General features: G+C 33.5%; 14 protein-coding genes. 5 read left to right on the top strand and 9 right to left on the bottom strand.

All coding sequences use genetic code 11. The features are described 5' to 3' along the window. The 3 genes from NQ163_RS14475 to NQ163_RS14485 all read right to left on the bottom strand — a co-directional run. Positions 1-2,637 (bottom strand): IgGFc-binding protein (locus tag NQ163_RS14475; RefSeq protein WP_268191033.1); only part of this gene is annotated, 2,637 nt, incomplete at its 3' end. A gap of 325 nt (positions 2,638-2,962) precedes the next feature. Beyond that, positions 2,963-4,348 (bottom strand): aminopeptidase P family protein, encoded by a 1,386-nt coding sequence (locus tag NQ163_RS14480; protein ID WP_268191034.1) that lies wholly within the window; start codon positions 4,346-4,348, stop codon positions 2,963-2,965. 138 nt (positions 4,349-4,486) lie between these two features. Further along, positions 4,487-4,942 (bottom strand): Lrp/AsnC ligand binding domain-containing protein, encoded by a 456-nt coding sequence (locus tag NQ163_RS14485; RefSeq protein WP_110363071.1) that lies wholly within the window; start codon positions 4,940-4,942, stop codon positions 4,487-4,489. A 315-nt stretch (positions 4,943-5,257) separates the two neighbouring features. Between NQ163_RS14485 and NQ163_RS14490 the strand changes: the two genes are divergently transcribed. Beyond that, positions 5,258-6,730 carry a cobyric acid synthase gene (locus NQ163_RS14490; RefSeq protein ID WP_268191036.1) on the top strand — a complete coding sequence of 491 codons (1,473 nt, stop codon included), beginning with the start codon at positions 5,258-5,260 and terminating at the stop codon, positions 6,728-6,730. A 3-nt stretch (positions 6,731-6,733) separates the two neighbouring features. Further along, entirely contained in the window at positions 6,734-7,276 is a 543-nt protein-coding gene (locus NQ163_RS14495) for an AAA family ATPase (protein ID WP_268191037.1), read from the top strand. On the opposite strand, the gene NQ163_RS14500 is transcribed toward NQ163_RS14495, so the two are convergent. The 4 genes from NQ163_RS14500 to NQ163_RS14515 all read right to left on the bottom strand — a co-directional run bounded on the left by NQ163_RS14500 (position 7,252) and on the right by NQ163_RS14515 (position 10,527). After that, positions 7,252-7,920 (bottom strand): adenosylcobinamide amidohydrolase, encoded by a 669-nt coding sequence (locus tag NQ163_RS14500; RefSeq protein ID WP_268191039.1) that lies wholly within the window; start codon positions 7,918-7,920, stop codon positions 7,252-7,254. The genes NQ163_RS14495 and NQ163_RS14500 overlap by 25 nt on opposite strands. Positions 7,921-7,922: 2 nt before the next feature. Next, positions 7,923-8,870 (bottom strand): tRNA-dihydrouridine synthase family protein, encoded by a 948-nt coding sequence (locus NQ163_RS14505; RefSeq protein ID WP_268191040.1) that lies wholly within the window; start codon positions 8,868-8,870, stop codon positions 7,923-7,925. 9 nt (positions 8,871-8,879) lie between these two features. Further along, on the bottom strand, positions 8,880-9,506 hold the full coding sequence (locus NQ163_RS14510) for a hypothetical protein (protein ID WP_268191041.1): 627 nt from the start codon (positions 9,504-9,506) through the stop codon (positions 8,880-8,882). A 493-nt stretch (positions 9,507-9,999) separates the two neighbouring features. After that, complete coding sequence (locus NQ163_RS14515) at positions 10,000-10,527, bottom strand: TlpA family protein disulfide reductase (protein ID WP_268191042.1); 528 nt, start codon at positions 10,525-10,527, stop codon at positions 10,000-10,002. A 134-nt stretch (positions 10,528-10,661) separates the two neighbouring features. Between NQ163_RS14515 and NQ163_RS14520 the strand changes: the two genes are divergently transcribed. Continuing rightward, complete coding sequence (locus NQ163_RS14520; RefSeq protein WP_268191043.1) at positions 10,662-11,168, top strand: DUF4251 domain-containing protein; 507 nt, start codon at positions 10,662-10,664, stop codon at positions 11,166-11,168. Here the strand turns inward: NQ163_RS14520 and NQ163_RS14525 are convergent, their stop codons facing one another. Continuing rightward, the gene (locus tag NQ163_RS14525) at positions 11,169-11,681 is read right to left on the bottom strand and encodes a hypothetical protein (protein WP_268191044.1); all 513 of its coding nucleotides are present in this window, start codon (positions 11,679-11,681) and stop codon (positions 11,169-11,171) included. A gap of 1 nt (position 11,682) precedes the next feature. Next, complete coding sequence (locus NQ163_RS14530) at positions 11,683-12,108, bottom strand: DoxX family membrane protein (RefSeq protein WP_268191045.1); 426 nt, start codon at positions 12,106-12,108, stop codon at positions 11,683-11,685. A 363-nt stretch (positions 12,109-12,471) separates the two neighbouring features. On the opposite strand from NQ163_RS14530, the gene NQ163_RS14535 reads away from it, so the two are divergent. Then, entirely contained in the window at positions 12,472-14,130 is a 1,659-nt protein-coding gene (locus tag NQ163_RS14535; protein WP_268191046.1) for a M28 family metallopeptidase, read from the top strand. Positions 14,131-14,250: 120 nt separating this feature from the next. Next, the gene (locus tag NQ163_RS14540) at positions 14,251-16,770 is read left to right on the top strand and encodes a hybrid sensor histidine kinase/response regulator (RefSeq protein ID WP_268191047.1); all 2,520 of its coding nucleotides are present in this window, start codon (positions 14,251-14,253) and stop codon (positions 16,768-16,770) included. The last annotated feature ends 43 nt before the right edge of the window (positions 16,771-16,813 follow it).

The raw sequence follows: 16,813 nt of genomic DNA on the forward strand, positions 1-16,813 counted from the left end.
GAAATTTGTTTTGTCAGCATCAATACGAACTGTTGCAGGTTCATCTACTAGAACAGATAAATCAACATGTACATCATCTGTCGAAGTAGCACAATCTTTATACTCTTCTTTAAAACTAATCTGACATCTATAATCTCCTTCGTCATCCTGTTGTGGATTCAAGAAAATTAATTCATGTGTTTTGGTTCCTGCAAGTTCACCCGAAACATCTTCTATGTCAATATAATTTCCAGCTGCATCTTTTTTAGACCAGGAATAATTATACCAACTTGTGTCTCCATTCGAAACATCGATATTTTTTTCTGTTCCCTGACAGAACTGGTACGTTTTTCCATTATTTGAATAGCTATAATTCGGTATTACTTTTGCAACAAATACAGCAGTAGCATCAACCGAAGGACCAAACGAAATACTATCGATAGCAAATGTAGACTGAACTCCAGAAGGATTTTTATTAACTAATTTAATCACTCCTATCTCATCCGTAGACTTAGGACGCCATACCGAAGTTACAGATTGCCATGCATTAGGATCGTTCATTGTAAAATTATCCTCAACAAGTTGATCATTTACAAAAACCTCTAAAGTTTGAGGATTATTATATTTTGGATCACTCACATTATAAACACTACGACCATAAACTCTTAAAATATATGTATATCCCTCAACAACATCTATGGGAATTGTTTCCAAAATTGTATCTCCAGCATTTTTAGAAATCGCCATAAACATATAATCATTATGAAGATCATTAAATTTAGGGGATTGAAATTTTGGATTTGCTTGTGTAGTTTCAAATACACGACAATATTCTCCAGGATTATTCAATTGGGCATAATCACCTTTCCCTGCATAGATATAATTTGAAATAGGTTCTTCACTAAAATCTCCATTTGTAAGCTGATCTAAAGATGGATCTCTATATGATCCAACAACATAATATGATGTTTCTTCATCTGGAACATCTACAACTATTGATCTTGTATTTGAAAAAGGTTTACTATTGATATCATTAACATACCATTCGAAGAAATCTGCAGAACCTTGTGCTGTTATTGTTATTTTTTCTTCATCAAAACTTTCACATAATACTCCTAAATCTGTTTCAACATCTACATCCAAATCGGGTATAATCTTCGAAATTGCTTTAGTAAAACCTGAATAGTAACCTGCTGCACCTACCCAATCTGATTCAACAATCCAAGCTACATTTATTGCTTTATTCGCAAAAAAGCGATAGTGCCCATTTAGATTTTCATTAAACTTATACATTTCCCACTCTTTGGAAGTTCCAATAGGTATTGCTTTAGAATGATCAAGAGTTACTGCTTGCCCTCCATTTCTTGAATATCGCACTACGGCGTTATGCTGAGTTAATATCGTTATGACTCCGTTAACATTTCTTGTATCATCTGCAAGCAAATGTGCTTTGGGCACTGTAACTTCTCGTATACCACTAGTTGACAATGGAGGTATAAAATTCATACCTACAGTCGGTCCTATTGTACTTCTACTGCCCGACAATGTTTGATATACGTAAATATCTTTATTAGAAGTAACATAAGCATAAATACCATTCTTATACGGGTCGTTTATAACATGATAATCACCTTTATCTAAAGTAGCTACTAAAATATCATTCACACGAACTTCAGTATTATCATCTGTAGCTACAACAATAGGACGTTCTGTAGTATTATTCCCCTGTCCCTTCATCAAAACATACTTCTTACCAAGTCTTTCAATTGGAACGATTTGATCAATACCCATATCTTGTCCATCCCTTGGTCCTGATGTCCATGATCCAGTATTTACAACAATTGGCTTAGTAGAATTAACAGAAGTACCATTCATTCCATTCCTTTCAAACCAGTTTAGATTATAAAATTCCCAAAAATCATGATCAACAGCAATTACATAACTCTCTCCTTTATCTAAATTAACAGATATCGTCTCATCAGATGAAATTGGTCTTAACTTAACTTGATCTCCTTCTAAAATTGTATAATACCTACAGTTTATATTACCAAAAGTTATATCAGTATTATCCTCGGTAGCCATAACAGATATAAAATGACTCCTCCTATGTGTTGAATTATTTCTATCTGTATAAACATGACCGGTATAAAACTCGGTTCCATAGGCATAAGTACCTTTAGTAGTTAATGATCCCCCTTGCGCATAAGTTGAATGACGGATATTGACAAAAAACGGGGCATCATTTGAGTAAAAACGATATCCCTGATCGGTTAATTTTTTATTCAATTCATTTACACCAATAACATTGTAAGGAAAGTCGTAGCTAGTTGGAGGCGTATAAGGTTTAGATATCGTACCTGAATTATTACCATTCGGAGTCTTAAATAAAAATTCGCCAGGCGTATCATTTGTAACACTAATTGTTTTTATAAACTTCTTACCTTGATATACTTCAACAGTAATAGCATCAGAATTGGTAGACAATATTGCTTTATGTATTCCGATATCCTGAGTACTACTTGATCCATTATAAAACGGTGGCACATAATGCTCATAATCATACTGAGCAAATCCGGACAAAGGAATTGCCAATAGCATGAAAATTGAAATTGACTTTAATACTTTTTGAAAACGAGTAAAAATCCTATCATTTCTCATATCTAAAGGTTCAAGGTTATAGTGGTTAAGTTTAAAAGATCTATTTGCAAATATCTCAAATCACATCTTTCTATTATTTCGCATTAATCAACAATGTTATTTCAGCAAGTTAGAGTTAAAGCATTCAATACACCCATTAAATTATTGCATGGACACTTTAAATTACTCCACAAATACACCTTTTAAACTGATGTAAGAGTTTATTTGTTACACATTTGTATAAATATTTAGTAAAGTTAATAAAAATTAAACAAGGGGTCAAACTTAAAAAAAAACGGTCTCTCCAAGGAGAGACCGTTAGGCCTTATAAATATTGGGCTTGTAATTATTTCATGATGGCTTCTACCTCTTCAACTGAAATAGGAATTCTTTTACCAATTAATCTATTTCCATTTTCTGTTACAAGAACATCGTCTTCTAAGCGAATGCCACCAAAATCACGATACTCATTCACTTTATCGTAATTAATGAATTCTGTATGTAAACCTTCGTTTTGGAACTTATCAATCAAAGCAGGAATAAAGTAGATGCCTGGTTCATTTGTCAAAACAAATCCTGGTTTTAATTCCTTACCCAAGCGTAAATAAGCTGTTCCGAACTGATCTATTCTTTGAACATCATCATCATAACCTACATAGTTTTCACCAAAATCTTCCATATCATGAACATCTAAACCCATCATATGTCCTAAACCATGTGGCATAAATAAAGCATGAGCACCAGCCTTTACCGCTTCATCCACATCACCTTTCATCAATCCAAGTTTTTTCAATCCAGTTGCCAAAACCTTGCAAACCTCAAGATGAATGCTTTGATAGGTAACCCCTGGACGAATCAATTCATTTCCTTTGTTGATTCCTTCCAATACGATTTCATAAATCTCTCTTTGCTTTTGGCTAAACTTGCCACCTACAGGAAATGTTCTGGTATTATCCGAAGCGTAATGAGTATCTGTTTCAGCTCCACTATCAACCAATAACAAATCACCTGTTTTTAAAAGATTTCCATGTTCATGATTGTGAAGTGTTTCACCTCTTTTAGAAACAATAGCCGGGAATGACAACAAACCTCCTGCTCGTAATGCGATCGCCTCACATTCGCCGGCAATTTCTCTTTCATAAACACCATCTTTTGCCATTTTCATAGCTGTAGTGTGAATTTCGTAACCAATTGCAGCTGCTCTTTCTAATTCTTTAATCTCGTATTCATCCTTAATTTCACGTAAAGCAACAACAGCTTTAATAAATTCCACTGAGGCATTCTCCTTAATAGCATCAAGAGGTGTTCCTAACATTTCGTGGATTAATATTTTATTCTCTGCTCGATAAACAGGTAAAAAGTGAATTTTACGACCTTCTTCCACTGCTTTTGCAACAAAAGTTTTTAATTCGGCAAATGGAGCTGTATTCTCTAAACCAAACTCTGCAGCCTGATCCACAACACTTGGCTGAGGCCCCATCCAAATGATATCATCAATATCTACATCATTACCAAAAACATAGTCTTTGTTGTTATCTATATCGAAAACACCTGCAAAACCTGGATGATCTATACCAAAAAAATATAAAAATGTACTATCCTGACGATAATGGTAAATATTACCAGCATAGTTCATTGGAGCGTCTGGATTACCAAGAACAATCGCAATTCCATCTTTCATTGATGCACGCAATTTCTCGCGTCTGTTTATATAAACTTCTTTTGGAAACATGTTAATAGTATTTAAATTTTAAGATTTTGTAAGATACAAAAATAGCTTGCTTTTAAATTCTTTTTTATGTCATTTATCAGTTTAATCCATAAAAAAAGGCCTCCAAAACGGAAGCCTTTAAATTTTGATATCAGTTTATTATAACTTTATTTCTCTATCTACGGTTTGATCTAAAGAAATTAGAGTTTCCGTTTTGGATACTCCATCAATATTTTGAAGCGTATTTATTAACACATCCATAAGGTGTTGGTTATCTCTACACAACATCTTTACCAAAAATGTATAATTACCTGTAGTAAAATGACATTCCACAATTTCTGGTATTGCCTCAATGCTATCAACAACCATTTTATATTGATGCGCATGATCTAAAATTATACCTACAAATGCACAAACTTCGTAGCCTAAAGCTCGAGGTTTCACAATAAAACGCGATCCATCAATAATGCCAGCGTCTTCAAGTTTTTTTACACGCTGATGAATTGCTGCTCCCGAAATTCCACATTCTCTGGCAATTTCCAGAAAAGGTATACGTGCGTTTTTGATCAAATAAGACAATATCTTCTGATCTACTTCATCAATTTGAATCTTCATGTTCTAACAATTAGGGTCAATCTAAATGGCTTATAATCATTATCCATTAGATGAATTCTATACAATTAACTTGCAAGCATCTTACAAATCATTACAATAATAGCAAAATTAATAATAATTTATAACCATATAAAATCTATTCACCTTTGATTACAAATTTAGAATGATTAAACTCTACATGATTTTAAATCAAGAGCATCAAAATTTGACAACAGGTAATTTCCAATAGAATGTTTAAAAACCAATTCAACTCACCAATAAAAAGTTATTTTTGCCAAAAACTAGGGTAATAAGATTGATCTTAAGATTTTAAACATGAGAAAACTAAAACCTGTAATGTTCGTTGGAACAGGATCTGATGTAGGAAAAAGTATTGTAAATACCGGATTCTGTAGAATTCTAAAACAAGATGGATACAATCCGGCTCCATACAAAGCACAAAACATGTCATTAAACTCTTATGCTACACCCGAAGGGTTTGAAATAGGAAGAGCTCAGGCGGTTCAGGCAGAAGCATGTGGCATCGATTGTCATACTGATATGAACCCCATTCTTTTAAAACCAACAAATGACAAAAGTTCTCAGGTAGTTTTAAACGGAAAGCCTGTTGGCACACAAAGTGCATATGATTATTTCATGGGAAATAATAAATCTGCTTTGTTTGAGGAGGCCAAATCTGCATTTCATCGATTAGAAAAAAGGTTCAATCCAATAGTTTTGGAAGGAGCAGGAAGTATTTCGGAATTGAACCTTAAATCCAGAGACATTACCAATATGAAAATGGCAATGGAGACTGATTCGGTTACTTACCTTATTGCTGACATTGACAAAGGTGGTGTTTTTGCCAGTGTTTACGGCAGCATTGCTCTTTTGGATGAAAATGAACGAAATCAAATCAAAGGAATTCTTATCAACAAGTTTCGTGGAGACATCAAGCTTTTTGAAGAAGGAAAAAAAATAATTGAGGACCTTACAGGCAAACCTGTAATTGGAGTCCTTCCCTACTTTAGAGATATCCATATCGAAGAAGAAGATTCTGTAAGTTTAGAAAAGAAGTTTAACAATGCACAAGAAGGAAAAATCAATTGTGCAGTTATCCTACTTCCCAGAATGGCGAACTTTACCGATTTTTCAGTGCTTGAACATGATCCCAGAGTGCATTTGTACTATACCAATAATATTCAAGAAATTGAGAATGCTGACATTGTTATTATTCCTGGAAGCAAAAACACAATTTCTGATTTACAAGAGTTAAAAAACAATGGTGTAGCCAAATCCATAATTAATGCGCGCAAAAATGGCAAAAAAGTAATTGGCATTTGCGGGGGATACCAAATGATGGGAAGTATAATCTCTGATCCTAAAGGCATCGAAGGTAATATCAAACAAATTAGTGGACTTGGATTATTGCCAATTGAAACAGTAATTACAGAAGAAAAATTAACTGAGCAATGTGAATTTGTATTTAAAAATTATACAGATATCTGTGAAGGTTATGAGATTCACATGGGACAGAGCAAATCACTAGTTCAAGGTAATAGTTTGAATAGATTATCGAACGGCAAACGAGAAGGATATATTTTAGATGATAATTGTTGGGGCTCTTACATTCACGGAATTTTAGACAATCCCATTGTTATCAATGATTTATTATCAGGTTTTGAAGCGATTTCCGATGATGAATTCAATTATAAAAAGTTCAAAGAAGAACAGTACGATAAATTAGCCGATGTAATTCGCGAGAGTGTTGACATGAAGCTATTTTACCAACATTTATCGCAAGAGTAAAATATGGAAGTAAATAACAGATATATAATTACCGGTGGCCCAGGCTCTGGTAAATCAAGTCTTTTAAACGCATTAATTGATAAAGAATATAAAGGCTTTGAAGAGATATCACGTATTGTTATTCGGGAACAACACGAAATAAATGGTGATAAACTTCCGTGGAAAAACCTTTCTGCTTTTGCTGAAATCTGTTTTGAAAGAATGAGTAAACAATTGAGAGATTGTAACTCAACAAATTATTGTTTTTACGACAGAGGTATTCCTGATATCATTGCATATGTGCGTCGCGGTGGTCTGAAAGTTCCAGAAAAATACTATGAAAAAAGCAATCAGTACAATCCAGTTGTATTTATTGCTCCACCTTGGCAAGAGATATTTATAAACGACGCCGAACGCCCTGAATCCTTTGATGATTCAATGGAAATCTATCAATTTTTAAAAGAAACCTACAATGAACTTGGCTTTCAAACTATTGAACTACCGAAAGTTTCCATTAAAGAACGAGTAAAATTTATTGAAAATCACTTATCAGCTTGCAAAGACTGAGTTACCCCTTCGATTACAGCCTTAGCCAATAACTCTCCAAACAAAACATGTTTGCCGCAATAAACAACTTCGGGACCATCTCCACAAGCAATTGCTGCTGAGTCGGTTCCTGTGCCTGTTGCTATATTATTAGAAACCCGGCTTTTAATGTTCAAATCTTGCATACACGCAGCTTTGGCTTCCGCAACCATCATCAAGCATTCGACCATAGCTGCATCCGATAAACTAGCATTAGTTAGGATTAATATATTAATGGTACCTACCTTCTCACACTCCTCATTCATGAACTTGTAATCAGCTGGATCACCAGCTCTTCTTGCATTTGAAACCCCCGCAGTTACCAATACATCAATCCAAACTCCCTGTTCTTCAATGTGAACTTTGCGAAAAGTTTTCATTATAGCAGCAGTCATCATACCAACACAAACACCCTCCCATGAATTTGTTTCAACCATCCTGGCAAGGCTTACTTGTGGCTTTTCAAATTCAGTTCTCTCACCATTAAAATTTGCATCCACCTTTGTATTCAGAAAATGCTTTGCATTTTGAAATCCTCCATTTAAAATTGCAGAACTAAGTATTTTAGTCGGCGTATCAAATTCTACATGAAGAAATTGATGGTTATGCTCTATATTGTATTTCATCCTTAATCTAATTTCAGTCGTTGCGAAAAAGCAAATTCAACCGCTTGCTCATACTTCTTTATTCCTGCCGATTTCTTAATTGCTTTGAAAACTTTTTTATCATTTTCGAAATGCGACGAAAAATACTCCCAAAATGGCTTCATTTTTTGCATGATTTGAGAATCTCCTTGCAAATACGAAGCGTACAATTTAAAAATATCATTATGGATATTTTTAAGTTGATTTCTTCTCTCATCAGAATCAGGCAAGGCAATTCCTTTTATTTTGTGTGGCAACCAATAATCTTTCAGCAAACCACGCCCTATCATTACATGTTGCAAGTTTGGAAATAAGCTTTTAATCTTATCAAAATCCTCTTTACAACAAATATCTCCATTGTACCCAAGGTAAGTTTCATACTTCTCATACAAATCATTAAACCGATTTAAGTTTACCTTGCCTTTATAAAGTTGTTTTCCGATTCTTGGATGAAGTATTACTTCTGAAACATGATAGTCTTTTAGGATGGGAAGTATTGAATCAACTTCAGAATCATCGATTAAGCCCAATCGCAACTTTACCGATAACTCTAATTTATTATGAAATGCCGTTTTTAAAATTTCTTTTACTTTATCAGGATTTGGCAACAATCCCGATCCTTTTCCTTTTTTTGTTACCATTGGATATGGACATCCCATATTCCAATTCATTTTGCTATAAGCTAATTCTGAAAAGTACGCCTCAAAAAAACTTAACTCTTCGGAACTCCCACATAAAAACTGTGGAATCAAATCAGTACACCTATCTTTGTAGGGTTCAACCTCTCTTTTATGGGCAGTCTTTAGGATACCATCATTCTGTAAAACGAGAAAAGGAGTATAGAACTCATCTATACCCCCAATATTCTTTTGATAGGCTTGTCTAAAAACCCAATCGGTATATCCTTGTAAAGGAGCGAGCGAAATTTTCATAAAACCTCTTTATCGTCCAAAACTTAATACGCCCAACAACTGTTTGCGCTGTCGATAATAGCTTAATCCCTCATCGGTTGCAATACTTTTTACAAACTCATCGATCATAGTATCGTATATCGTTCCAAATTTAAAACGCTCAGGCGGATACAAGTCTGGATTATGCATATCCTCTAATCGAGAAAGATACATACGTCCAACCATTTCATCGCTTAAATCACTTCGATACATTCCTTGTGCAATTCCCTTTTGGATATTGATCTGAATTTTATCAAAAATAAACTCCATTCTATCTTCCATATGCTTTGCATAAATTTCAGGAAAATATTGTTCAAGTTCCATTGTAATTGAAGGTGTAACATGCTCAAACTTATCATTAATCTCCTGACTAACAATAAATAAAATATCAATAGCATTCTGGCCTTCAAAGTTGTACTCAAGAAAAATTGCTTCAAAACTTTTTCTCTCATACTCCAAAATTTTCTCTACCAATTCTTCTTTAGAATCAACAAATTTTGAGATATCCTCATGTGTTACACCGAAATCCTTAATTTTTTCAAACGAAAAATCCTTTAAACCGTTCTTCAACAGAAAAGTTCTTACTTTTTCTATAACCTGTACAAACTCCTTATCCATATACTCTTATCCCTATAAATTCTTCAAAATTGCACCAACACAGTTCCTCAACTCAATATAGCCATAAAATTAAGAAAATTCGCATGGTATATCTAATACAACTTGTAAATGATTTAATTTTTCGAACAATATTTTAACAGAACTATAATGACTATCATTCCAATACAGTATAAATAAGTTCCACTTGTTATTCATCAATTAACAGCTTTTCGTTGACAAAATGAGTTTATTCGTAAAAATCAAACTTACAATATGGTTGGATTTAAAAACAAATGGTATCTTTAATGCAGAATGGATACTTTTAATACATAGGGTGATTGAAAGTTCTTTTTCATAAGTAAATTTAAGTAGTAGTTTTTGGGCGGCTAGTCACCGCCCATTTTTTTGCTCTAAAATAAGATATTTCACATTATTTCAATTACTTAATGAAATAATGAGACTTTGCATTTAATAAATTAAAAAAGCTGCAAGTAATCATCTTGCAGCTTTTTATTTATTTTTTATCCAATTCGTTTTCAATTGCTTTTTTCATGGCTTCAAACTCTTCCGGGTTAAATAGTCTTGTTAGAAAAATAATTCTTCCATCCCTATCGATAATTACATTTCGAGTCACTCCACTTTTACGGTTTGCATATTTAGCAAAAATATTAGCTCCATCATCTAAACCAATTGGATATGTAATTCCTGTTGCTTTGATTAATTTATTCGCTTTTTCAAGCGGTTCATCTCTGTCGATTCCAAACAAAGCAAAATCCTTATCCTTATGTGCCTTCCAAATATCATTTTCAATATGCGGCATCTCTTTTCGGCAAACCCCACACCAACTAGCAGTAAATTGTAGCATCACCACTTTGCCTCTATAATCTGATAATTTAATTGTAGAGCCATTTGTTAATTTCATTTCAAAATCCGGAGCCACATCTCCCACTTTTACGATATATCCTCGGCTATCTCTTTCTTGTGAAAAAGATGTAAAAACAAATACCCCCAACAAAAGTGTTAGTAAATTAATTCTCTTCATTCTATTCAAATCTAATCTATTAGTAATAGGCAGTAAACCTATTTAATTTCAACACAATTTCAAATTTTTTAACGAAATTGAACAATGTTTGGCATAGTTCATGCCAAATTGCATATGAACTAAAAAGTAAAAAAATGAAAAATATCAAATTAATTGTTTTAATAATTTTCTTATTGGCCACTGCCAACAGTTTTGCTCAGATTAGTGGAAAAACTAAAAGACAACAAAAGAAGGAAATTAAAAGACAAGAAATAGAGCAATTGGTAAGCAATCAAAAATTTACATTCATTCCACGATCGCTTACAACAAGTTCTGGTTTCACCAAAGATTTAAACTTTTCGTATGAATTGGAATTAAATCAGGATTCTACAAAAGCTTACCTTCCCTTTTGGGGTAAAGCCTATATTGCAAAAATTAATGATGAAGGAGGCATTCTATTTGAAACAACAGCGGATGATTTAGAAATAAAAAATCTGAATAAAAAAGGCTATGAGGTAAGATTTAAAGCCAAAGGAAAAGAAGATACCTATCAAATAAAAATGGAAATTTCGAAACAAGGCTATACAAGCTTATTCATTACTTCTAATAATAAAAGTCACATCTCTTACTATGGTTACATAGAAACAATTGAAGAGAAATAACTATTGCTTTTTTGAAAATAAACTAAACAGTTTATTTTTCACCTCATTCTTTTGAGAAGTTAAATACATACTTACAGCTTTACGCATCAGCTTATCTTTTACAAGAAATTTTCTTAAGAGATAAGCTGATCCGGCATATGGTAATGCAGCTATTAATATATCCAAAGCCTTTACTTTTCCTCGTAAATTATAAGTGATATACACCAATTTTGCCAAAAAATTTCCCAATAAAAAAAGAATGGGTGGTGTCAATACTTTATAATCCACAACTCCATGAAAAATTGCATATGCAATAATTCCTGGAAACAATACCGAATCTATTATTCCAGCTACAATTGCCCAACCGGCAAGAACCGAACTTACATAAAGAATACCCGAGAATCCATTGTTGGTAATGGTTTTAACCAGGTAATCCTTTTCTGAATCTTCAAAATCTTGCGACCGCCTCACATAGATACAAAAAGTACTTTTTGCACATGAACATTTTTCATCGTAGCTTAATGAACCATTCATTTTAGTTCATCCTATTTTTAAAAAATTCTCTATACAATTGAGGAAAATTGGCTCTATAAATTAGAATCATACTAAGTACTAAAGCAGCGATAGCCATTGCAAACAATTGTCCGTTATCCGAAATCCCATCAACAACTACCTCAATTCCCAAAGGTGTAAAAAGATGAAAACCTATAGCTCCTGCCATTAAGCCAGCAGTAATTAAGGATGCAATTTTCCAATAGTTAGGCAAAAAGAAAAGAACACCGGTAATCAATTCAATTGCTCCAATTCCATATCTTCCCCAAGGCTCCATCCCAATGGTCGAAAAAATATGTATAGCTTGTGGATGACCAGAAAATTTAAAATGTAAAGTCTGAATTAAAATTATAGCTGTTACGATTCGTAACAACATCTCAACGGTTCTATATTTCCTTTTCTCTTTCATGATTTACAACTTAAATTCAACCTAAAACTACAAAAACGAATGAATTCTTTAAAATATACCTGAACTACAATTGCAAGATAAAACAATCATTTTTGCCATATTGTGATTCAGATTACAATCTCAGCAATTTCACAAAACCTTCTTACAGCCCGAGAAGACTACTTACTTTTGCGAAGGGCGGCTTACTTTTCAGAAGGTAGACGTACAGACCAGAAAGAATGGCTTCTTTACTTACTTTATACAAGGACAACCTTACAGGCTCTCAGCAAAACATCCCCTTATCTAATGGCAAGTTTAAACTATCAATTTTTAATAATGGTCTAAAATGTAAGTATATTTGAATTTTAAAACTAAACCTAAAAGATGAATTTTAATAAGCTAAGAAAGGCATTTCTATTTCTGCTTACCGGAAGTGTTTTTGCATGTAGTACTCCTGAAAAAGAGCTTCAAAAAGCCGAATCGGTTATTTCTACCGAAAGAATGGTAGAATACATTAAGGAATTGGGATCTGATGAGTACCAAGGGAGAAAACCATTCTCAGAAGGAGAAACAAAATCAATAAATTACATTGCCAATCTTTATAAAAAAATGGGATTGGAACCTATAGATGGAGATTCTTATTTTCAAGAAGTTCCTTTGGTTGAGGTTACTGTTGATATAACAGAGGACATAAAATTACAATCTCCCAAAGGCAAATCAGAATTAAAATACCGAGATGATTTCGTAATATTCTCCAGAAGATTGCAAGATGATATTGAGTTAAAAAACTCTGAAATGGTTTTTGCCGGTTATGGAATTGTTGCTCCTGAATATGATTGGAATGATTACAAAAATTTGGATGTAAAAGGAAAAACTGTAGTTGTAATGGTGAATGATCCTGGATTTGGCTCTACAGACAAGAGCTTCTTTAAAGGAAACGAAATGACCTACTACGGACGCTGGACCTACAAATACGAAGAAGCTGCAAGACAAGGTGCAGCTGGATTATTAATTATTCACCAAACAAAACCTGCCGGATATCCCTGGTCTGTAGTTTTAAACTCAGCTTCGGTTCCTAAATTATATCAGCAAGCAAAAGACAATTATCAATCGCGCTGTGCTGCCGAAGGTTGGTTAACCTGGGATACCGCTGAAGCTTTATTCAACTCTTGTGGTAAAAATTTAACTGAAGAGTTGAAAAAGGCTAAAAAGTCAAACTATAAAGGTTTTGATTTCAACACCAAATTATCGATTAAATTTCACAACAAAGCTCGTTTCGACAAAACCAACAATGTGCTTGGCGTTTTAAAAGGAACCGATTTGGCAGATGAATACATTTTTTATTCTGCACATTGGGATCATTTGGGAATTGGCCCTAAAATGAATGGAGATTCAATATACAATGGCGCTGTAGACAATGGCACTTCACTTGCCTGGATGTTTGAAATAGCAGAAGCTTTTAAGGCAATGCCTCAAAAGCCAAGAAGATCTATTGTATTTTTTGCTCCTTCGGCTGAAGAATCAGGATTAAATGGATCAGGCTATTATGCCGATCATCCAATTTTCCCTTTAAAGAAAACTGTTGCCAATATCAATAATGACTTGATGTTGCCTTATGGTAAAATGAAAGATGTAATGATTACAGGTTATGGCCAATCTGAACTGGAAGACTATGTAGTTGAAGCTGCTAAAATTCAAAATCGCTATATACTTCCTGATCCAAATGCACAATCAGGAATGTATTACCGTTCAGATCACTTTAGCTTTGCGCGCGTTGGAGTTCCTTCATTATTTGTTAGAGGCAATAATGATCACTGGGACAAAGGAAAAGAATTCATGTCGGAAAAAGAACAATACTGGTTGGCAAATCACTATCACAAGCCATTTGACGAATATGAAGATTGGTGGAATTTAGAAGGAGTTGTAGATGATGCCAAACTATTGTTTAGAGTGGGCTGGAAATTGGCTAACGAAGATCATTTTCCCAATTGGAAGGAAGGTTCAGAGTTCAAAGCAATTAGAGAAAGTTACATGAGCAAGTAAAATAAAAAAAAGAATGATTTCCGAATCATTCTTTTTTTTATTTAGCAACATATGAAACTGTTTTGTAAGCTTCATTAAAATTTATAACTTTAATAGTATATACTATTAATCAAACAGCCAATGAGTCAGCCAAATACAAACAATCCAGCTGAATTACAAAAAGAGATTGAAAGATTACGTAAACAAATTGATTCTCTAAACAATATAGAATGTGATTTCTTCGGCAATTATCATCATCTTTTATCTAATGATAAAATCGTGGCTTTCTACTGGTCATTCAGCAAAAATCAAATTCATTGGTCCGATTGTGCAGAAACCGTATTTGGCTTAAAAACCACAACTTTTGGAAATACAAAAGAAAGCTTTCTGCATTGTATTAAACATGAGGATACTGCAAGCTTTGTAGACAAACTCTCCGAATGCTTCAGTAATAAATCAATAAATTGTGAATCAACCTTTAGGCTTTCCGAAAAAAACCACTCAACGGTTTGGATAAAAGCCTCTTGCAGAATTAATTACAATCTAAAAGGAGATCCAATAGAACTTAGAGGTATTTTAAAAGACATTACCCCCATAAAAGAAACCGAAGAAGAAAGACATCTTAATAACCTAAGATATCAAACATTATTTAATTACTCTCCTGTGCCTTTATGGGAAGAAGAATTCTCTGAGCTTTATCAATATCTAGATGAATTAAAACAAAATGGCATAACAAACTTTAAAGATTATTTTAATGAACATCCCGAATCTCTTGCCTTATGTTCGCAGAAAGTTAAGGTAACAGACGTAAACCTGGCAACATTAAAACTACATGATGCCGGATCAAAAGAAGAACTACTAGGAAATTTAGACAAAATTTTCACTTCAAGATCCTACGAGGTCTTTAAAGATGAAATTATTGCTCTTGCAAATGGTCAAAAAGAATTTGAAACCGAAGGTGAAATTAAAACCCTAAGTGGTGTTGCCAAGCAAATTTACCTTAAACTATCAGTAGACTATAACTCTCTGGATCGTGCAAAGGCCATGCTTGCCACAATAGATATCACCGACAGAAAAAAGGCAGATGCAGCACTTGCTGAAAGTGAAAGAAAATTCCGAACATCATTTGAAGCTTCAGATGTTGGAATGGCAATTGTAGGTGAGGACAAAAAATTCCGATCAGTAAATTCTGCATTCTGCAAAATGATGGAATCGACTCCTGAGGATCTTAAAAAAAATAATTTTATAGATATTACTCATCCGGAAGATATAGAGACGAGTAAACAACGCTATCAGCGCTGCAAACAAACCAAAGAAGCATTTACGATTGAGAAAAGATATCTTACCCATAATGGAATTTTAAAATGGGGACTAACCAGCGTTAGTCCGATTTTTGATTCCAAGAGTAAATTTCTTTATACAATAGTTCATGTCCAGGATATTACTGATCGAAAACATTCTGAAGAAGAACTTTTAAAAAGTAATAAAGAGTACGAAGTTTTAGCAGAAGAATATAAAAATCAAAACGAAGAACTAATTAAAGCAATTCAAATTGCTGAAAGAAGCGATCGTTTAAAATCGGAATTTCTACAAAACCTATCGCATGAAATTCGCACACCAATGAATGCAATACTTGGGTTTACAGATTTCCTTGAGTTGGAGAGCATTACTCCAACAAAACGAAAACAATACCTCAACATTATTAAGAACAGTGGATTCCAACTTTTAAGAATAATTGATGATATTCTGGAAATTTCGGCACTCGAAACAAAACATGTTCAATTAAACGAAAGCGAATTCAATCTTAACAATCTACTAACTGAACTATTCACTATTTTTCAGCCTCAGGCAAAAAAGCAAAATCTATCTTTATATCTGCACAAAGATTTAGTAGACGAAAACAGCTTAATCCGTTCTGATGAAGTCAAATTAAGGAAAGTCCTAGTTAACCTTATTGAAAATTCACTCAAGTATACCAACTCAGGCTCAATTGAGATTGGATACCACATTAATGAAAATATAGTAGAGTTATATGTGAAAGACACAGGTATTGGAATAGATACAACAAGACATACGCAAATATTTGAAAGGTTTTCTCAAGCTGAAGGTGAAATTAGCAACAAGCAAGGTGGTTTAGGACTGGGGCTTTCTATTGTAAAAGAAAACGTAAAGTTACTTCATGGTGAAATTAAACTAATTTCTAAAGTTAATAAAGGAAGTAAATTCATTATCGAACTGAAAAACTGTATTATTCCAAATCAAGAAAACAACACAAAACCATACAAAAAGAGTAACAATTGCAATATTTTGGTTGTTGAAGATGAAGAAATAAATTACCTATATTTTGAATCTTTAATGGAGGAAATTGCTCCTGAATGTCGTTTAGAACATGCAAAAAATGGACTTGAAGCAATCGAACTGTTCAAGCAGAAAGAGTTTAAGCTTGTTTTTATGGATATAAAGATGCCTGAAATGAATGGCTACGAAGCAAGTAAGGAAATTATAAAAATCAATCCTGAGCAGAAAATTATTGCACAAACAGCCTATTCGACAAGCGAAGATAAAATAAAAGCCAAACTGGCAGGCTGCAATGATTTTATTTCCAAGCCGATTAGTATGAAAACAATGCAGAAATTACTGGCAAAACACCTAATTTATTAAGTAAAATAATTGGCTCACTTGGTTTCTATTCAAATGAGCCAAT

This window comes from Marinifilum sp. D737 (assembly GCF_026672275.1).
In the GTDB taxonomy this organism is placed as follows: domain Bacteria; phylum Bacteroidota; class Bacteroidia; order Bacteroidales; family Marinifilaceae; genus Marinifilum.

Bases quoted from the DNA above. Each gene is read 5' to 3' on its own strand.
- NQ163_RS14480 (WP_268191034.1), bottom strand. From the start codon at position 4,348: ATGTTTCCAAAAGAAGTTTATATAAACAGACGCGAGAAATTGCGTGCA.
- NQ163_RS14485 (WP_110363071.1), bottom strand. From the start codon at position 4,942: ATGAAGATTCAAATTGATGAAGTAGATCAGAAGATATTGTCTTATTTG.
- NQ163_RS14490 (WP_268191036.1), top strand. From the start codon at position 5,258: ATGAGAAAACTAAAACCTGTAATGTTCGTTGGAACAGGATCTGATGTA.
- NQ163_RS14495 (WP_268191037.1), top strand. From the start codon at position 6,734: ATGGAAGTAAATAACAGATATATAATTACCGGTGGCCCAGGCTCTGGT.
- NQ163_RS14500 (WP_268191039.1), bottom strand. From the start codon at position 7,920: ATGAAATACAATATAGAGCATAACCATCAATTTCTTCATGTAGAATTT.
- NQ163_RS14505 (WP_268191040.1), bottom strand. From the start codon at position 8,870: ATGAAAATTTCGCTCGCTCCTTTACAAGGATATACCGATTGGGTTTTT.
- NQ163_RS14510 (WP_268191041.1), bottom strand. From the start codon at position 9,506: ATGGATAAGGAGTTTGTACAGGTTATAGAAAAAGTAAGAACTTTTCTG.
- NQ163_RS14515 (WP_268191042.1), bottom strand. From the start codon at position 10,527: ATGAAGAGAATTAATTTACTAACACTTTTGTTGGGGGTATTTGTTTTT.
- NQ163_RS14520 (WP_268191043.1), top strand. From the start codon at position 10,662: ATGAAAAATATCAAATTAATTGTTTTAATAATTTTCTTATTGGCCACT.
- NQ163_RS14525 (WP_268191044.1), bottom strand. From the start codon at position 11,681: ATGAATGGTTCATTAAGCTACGATGAAAAATGTTCATGTGCAAAAAGT.
- NQ163_RS14530 (WP_268191045.1), bottom strand. From the start codon at position 12,108: ATGAAAGAGAAAAGGAAATATAGAACCGTTGAGATGTTGTTACGAATC.
- NQ163_RS14535 (WP_268191046.1), top strand. From the start codon at position 12,472: ATGAATTTTAATAAGCTAAGAAAGGCATTTCTATTTCTGCTTACCGGA.
- NQ163_RS14540 (WP_268191047.1), top strand. From the start codon at position 14,251: ATGAGTCAGCCAAATACAAACAATCCAGCTGAATTACAAAAAGAGATT.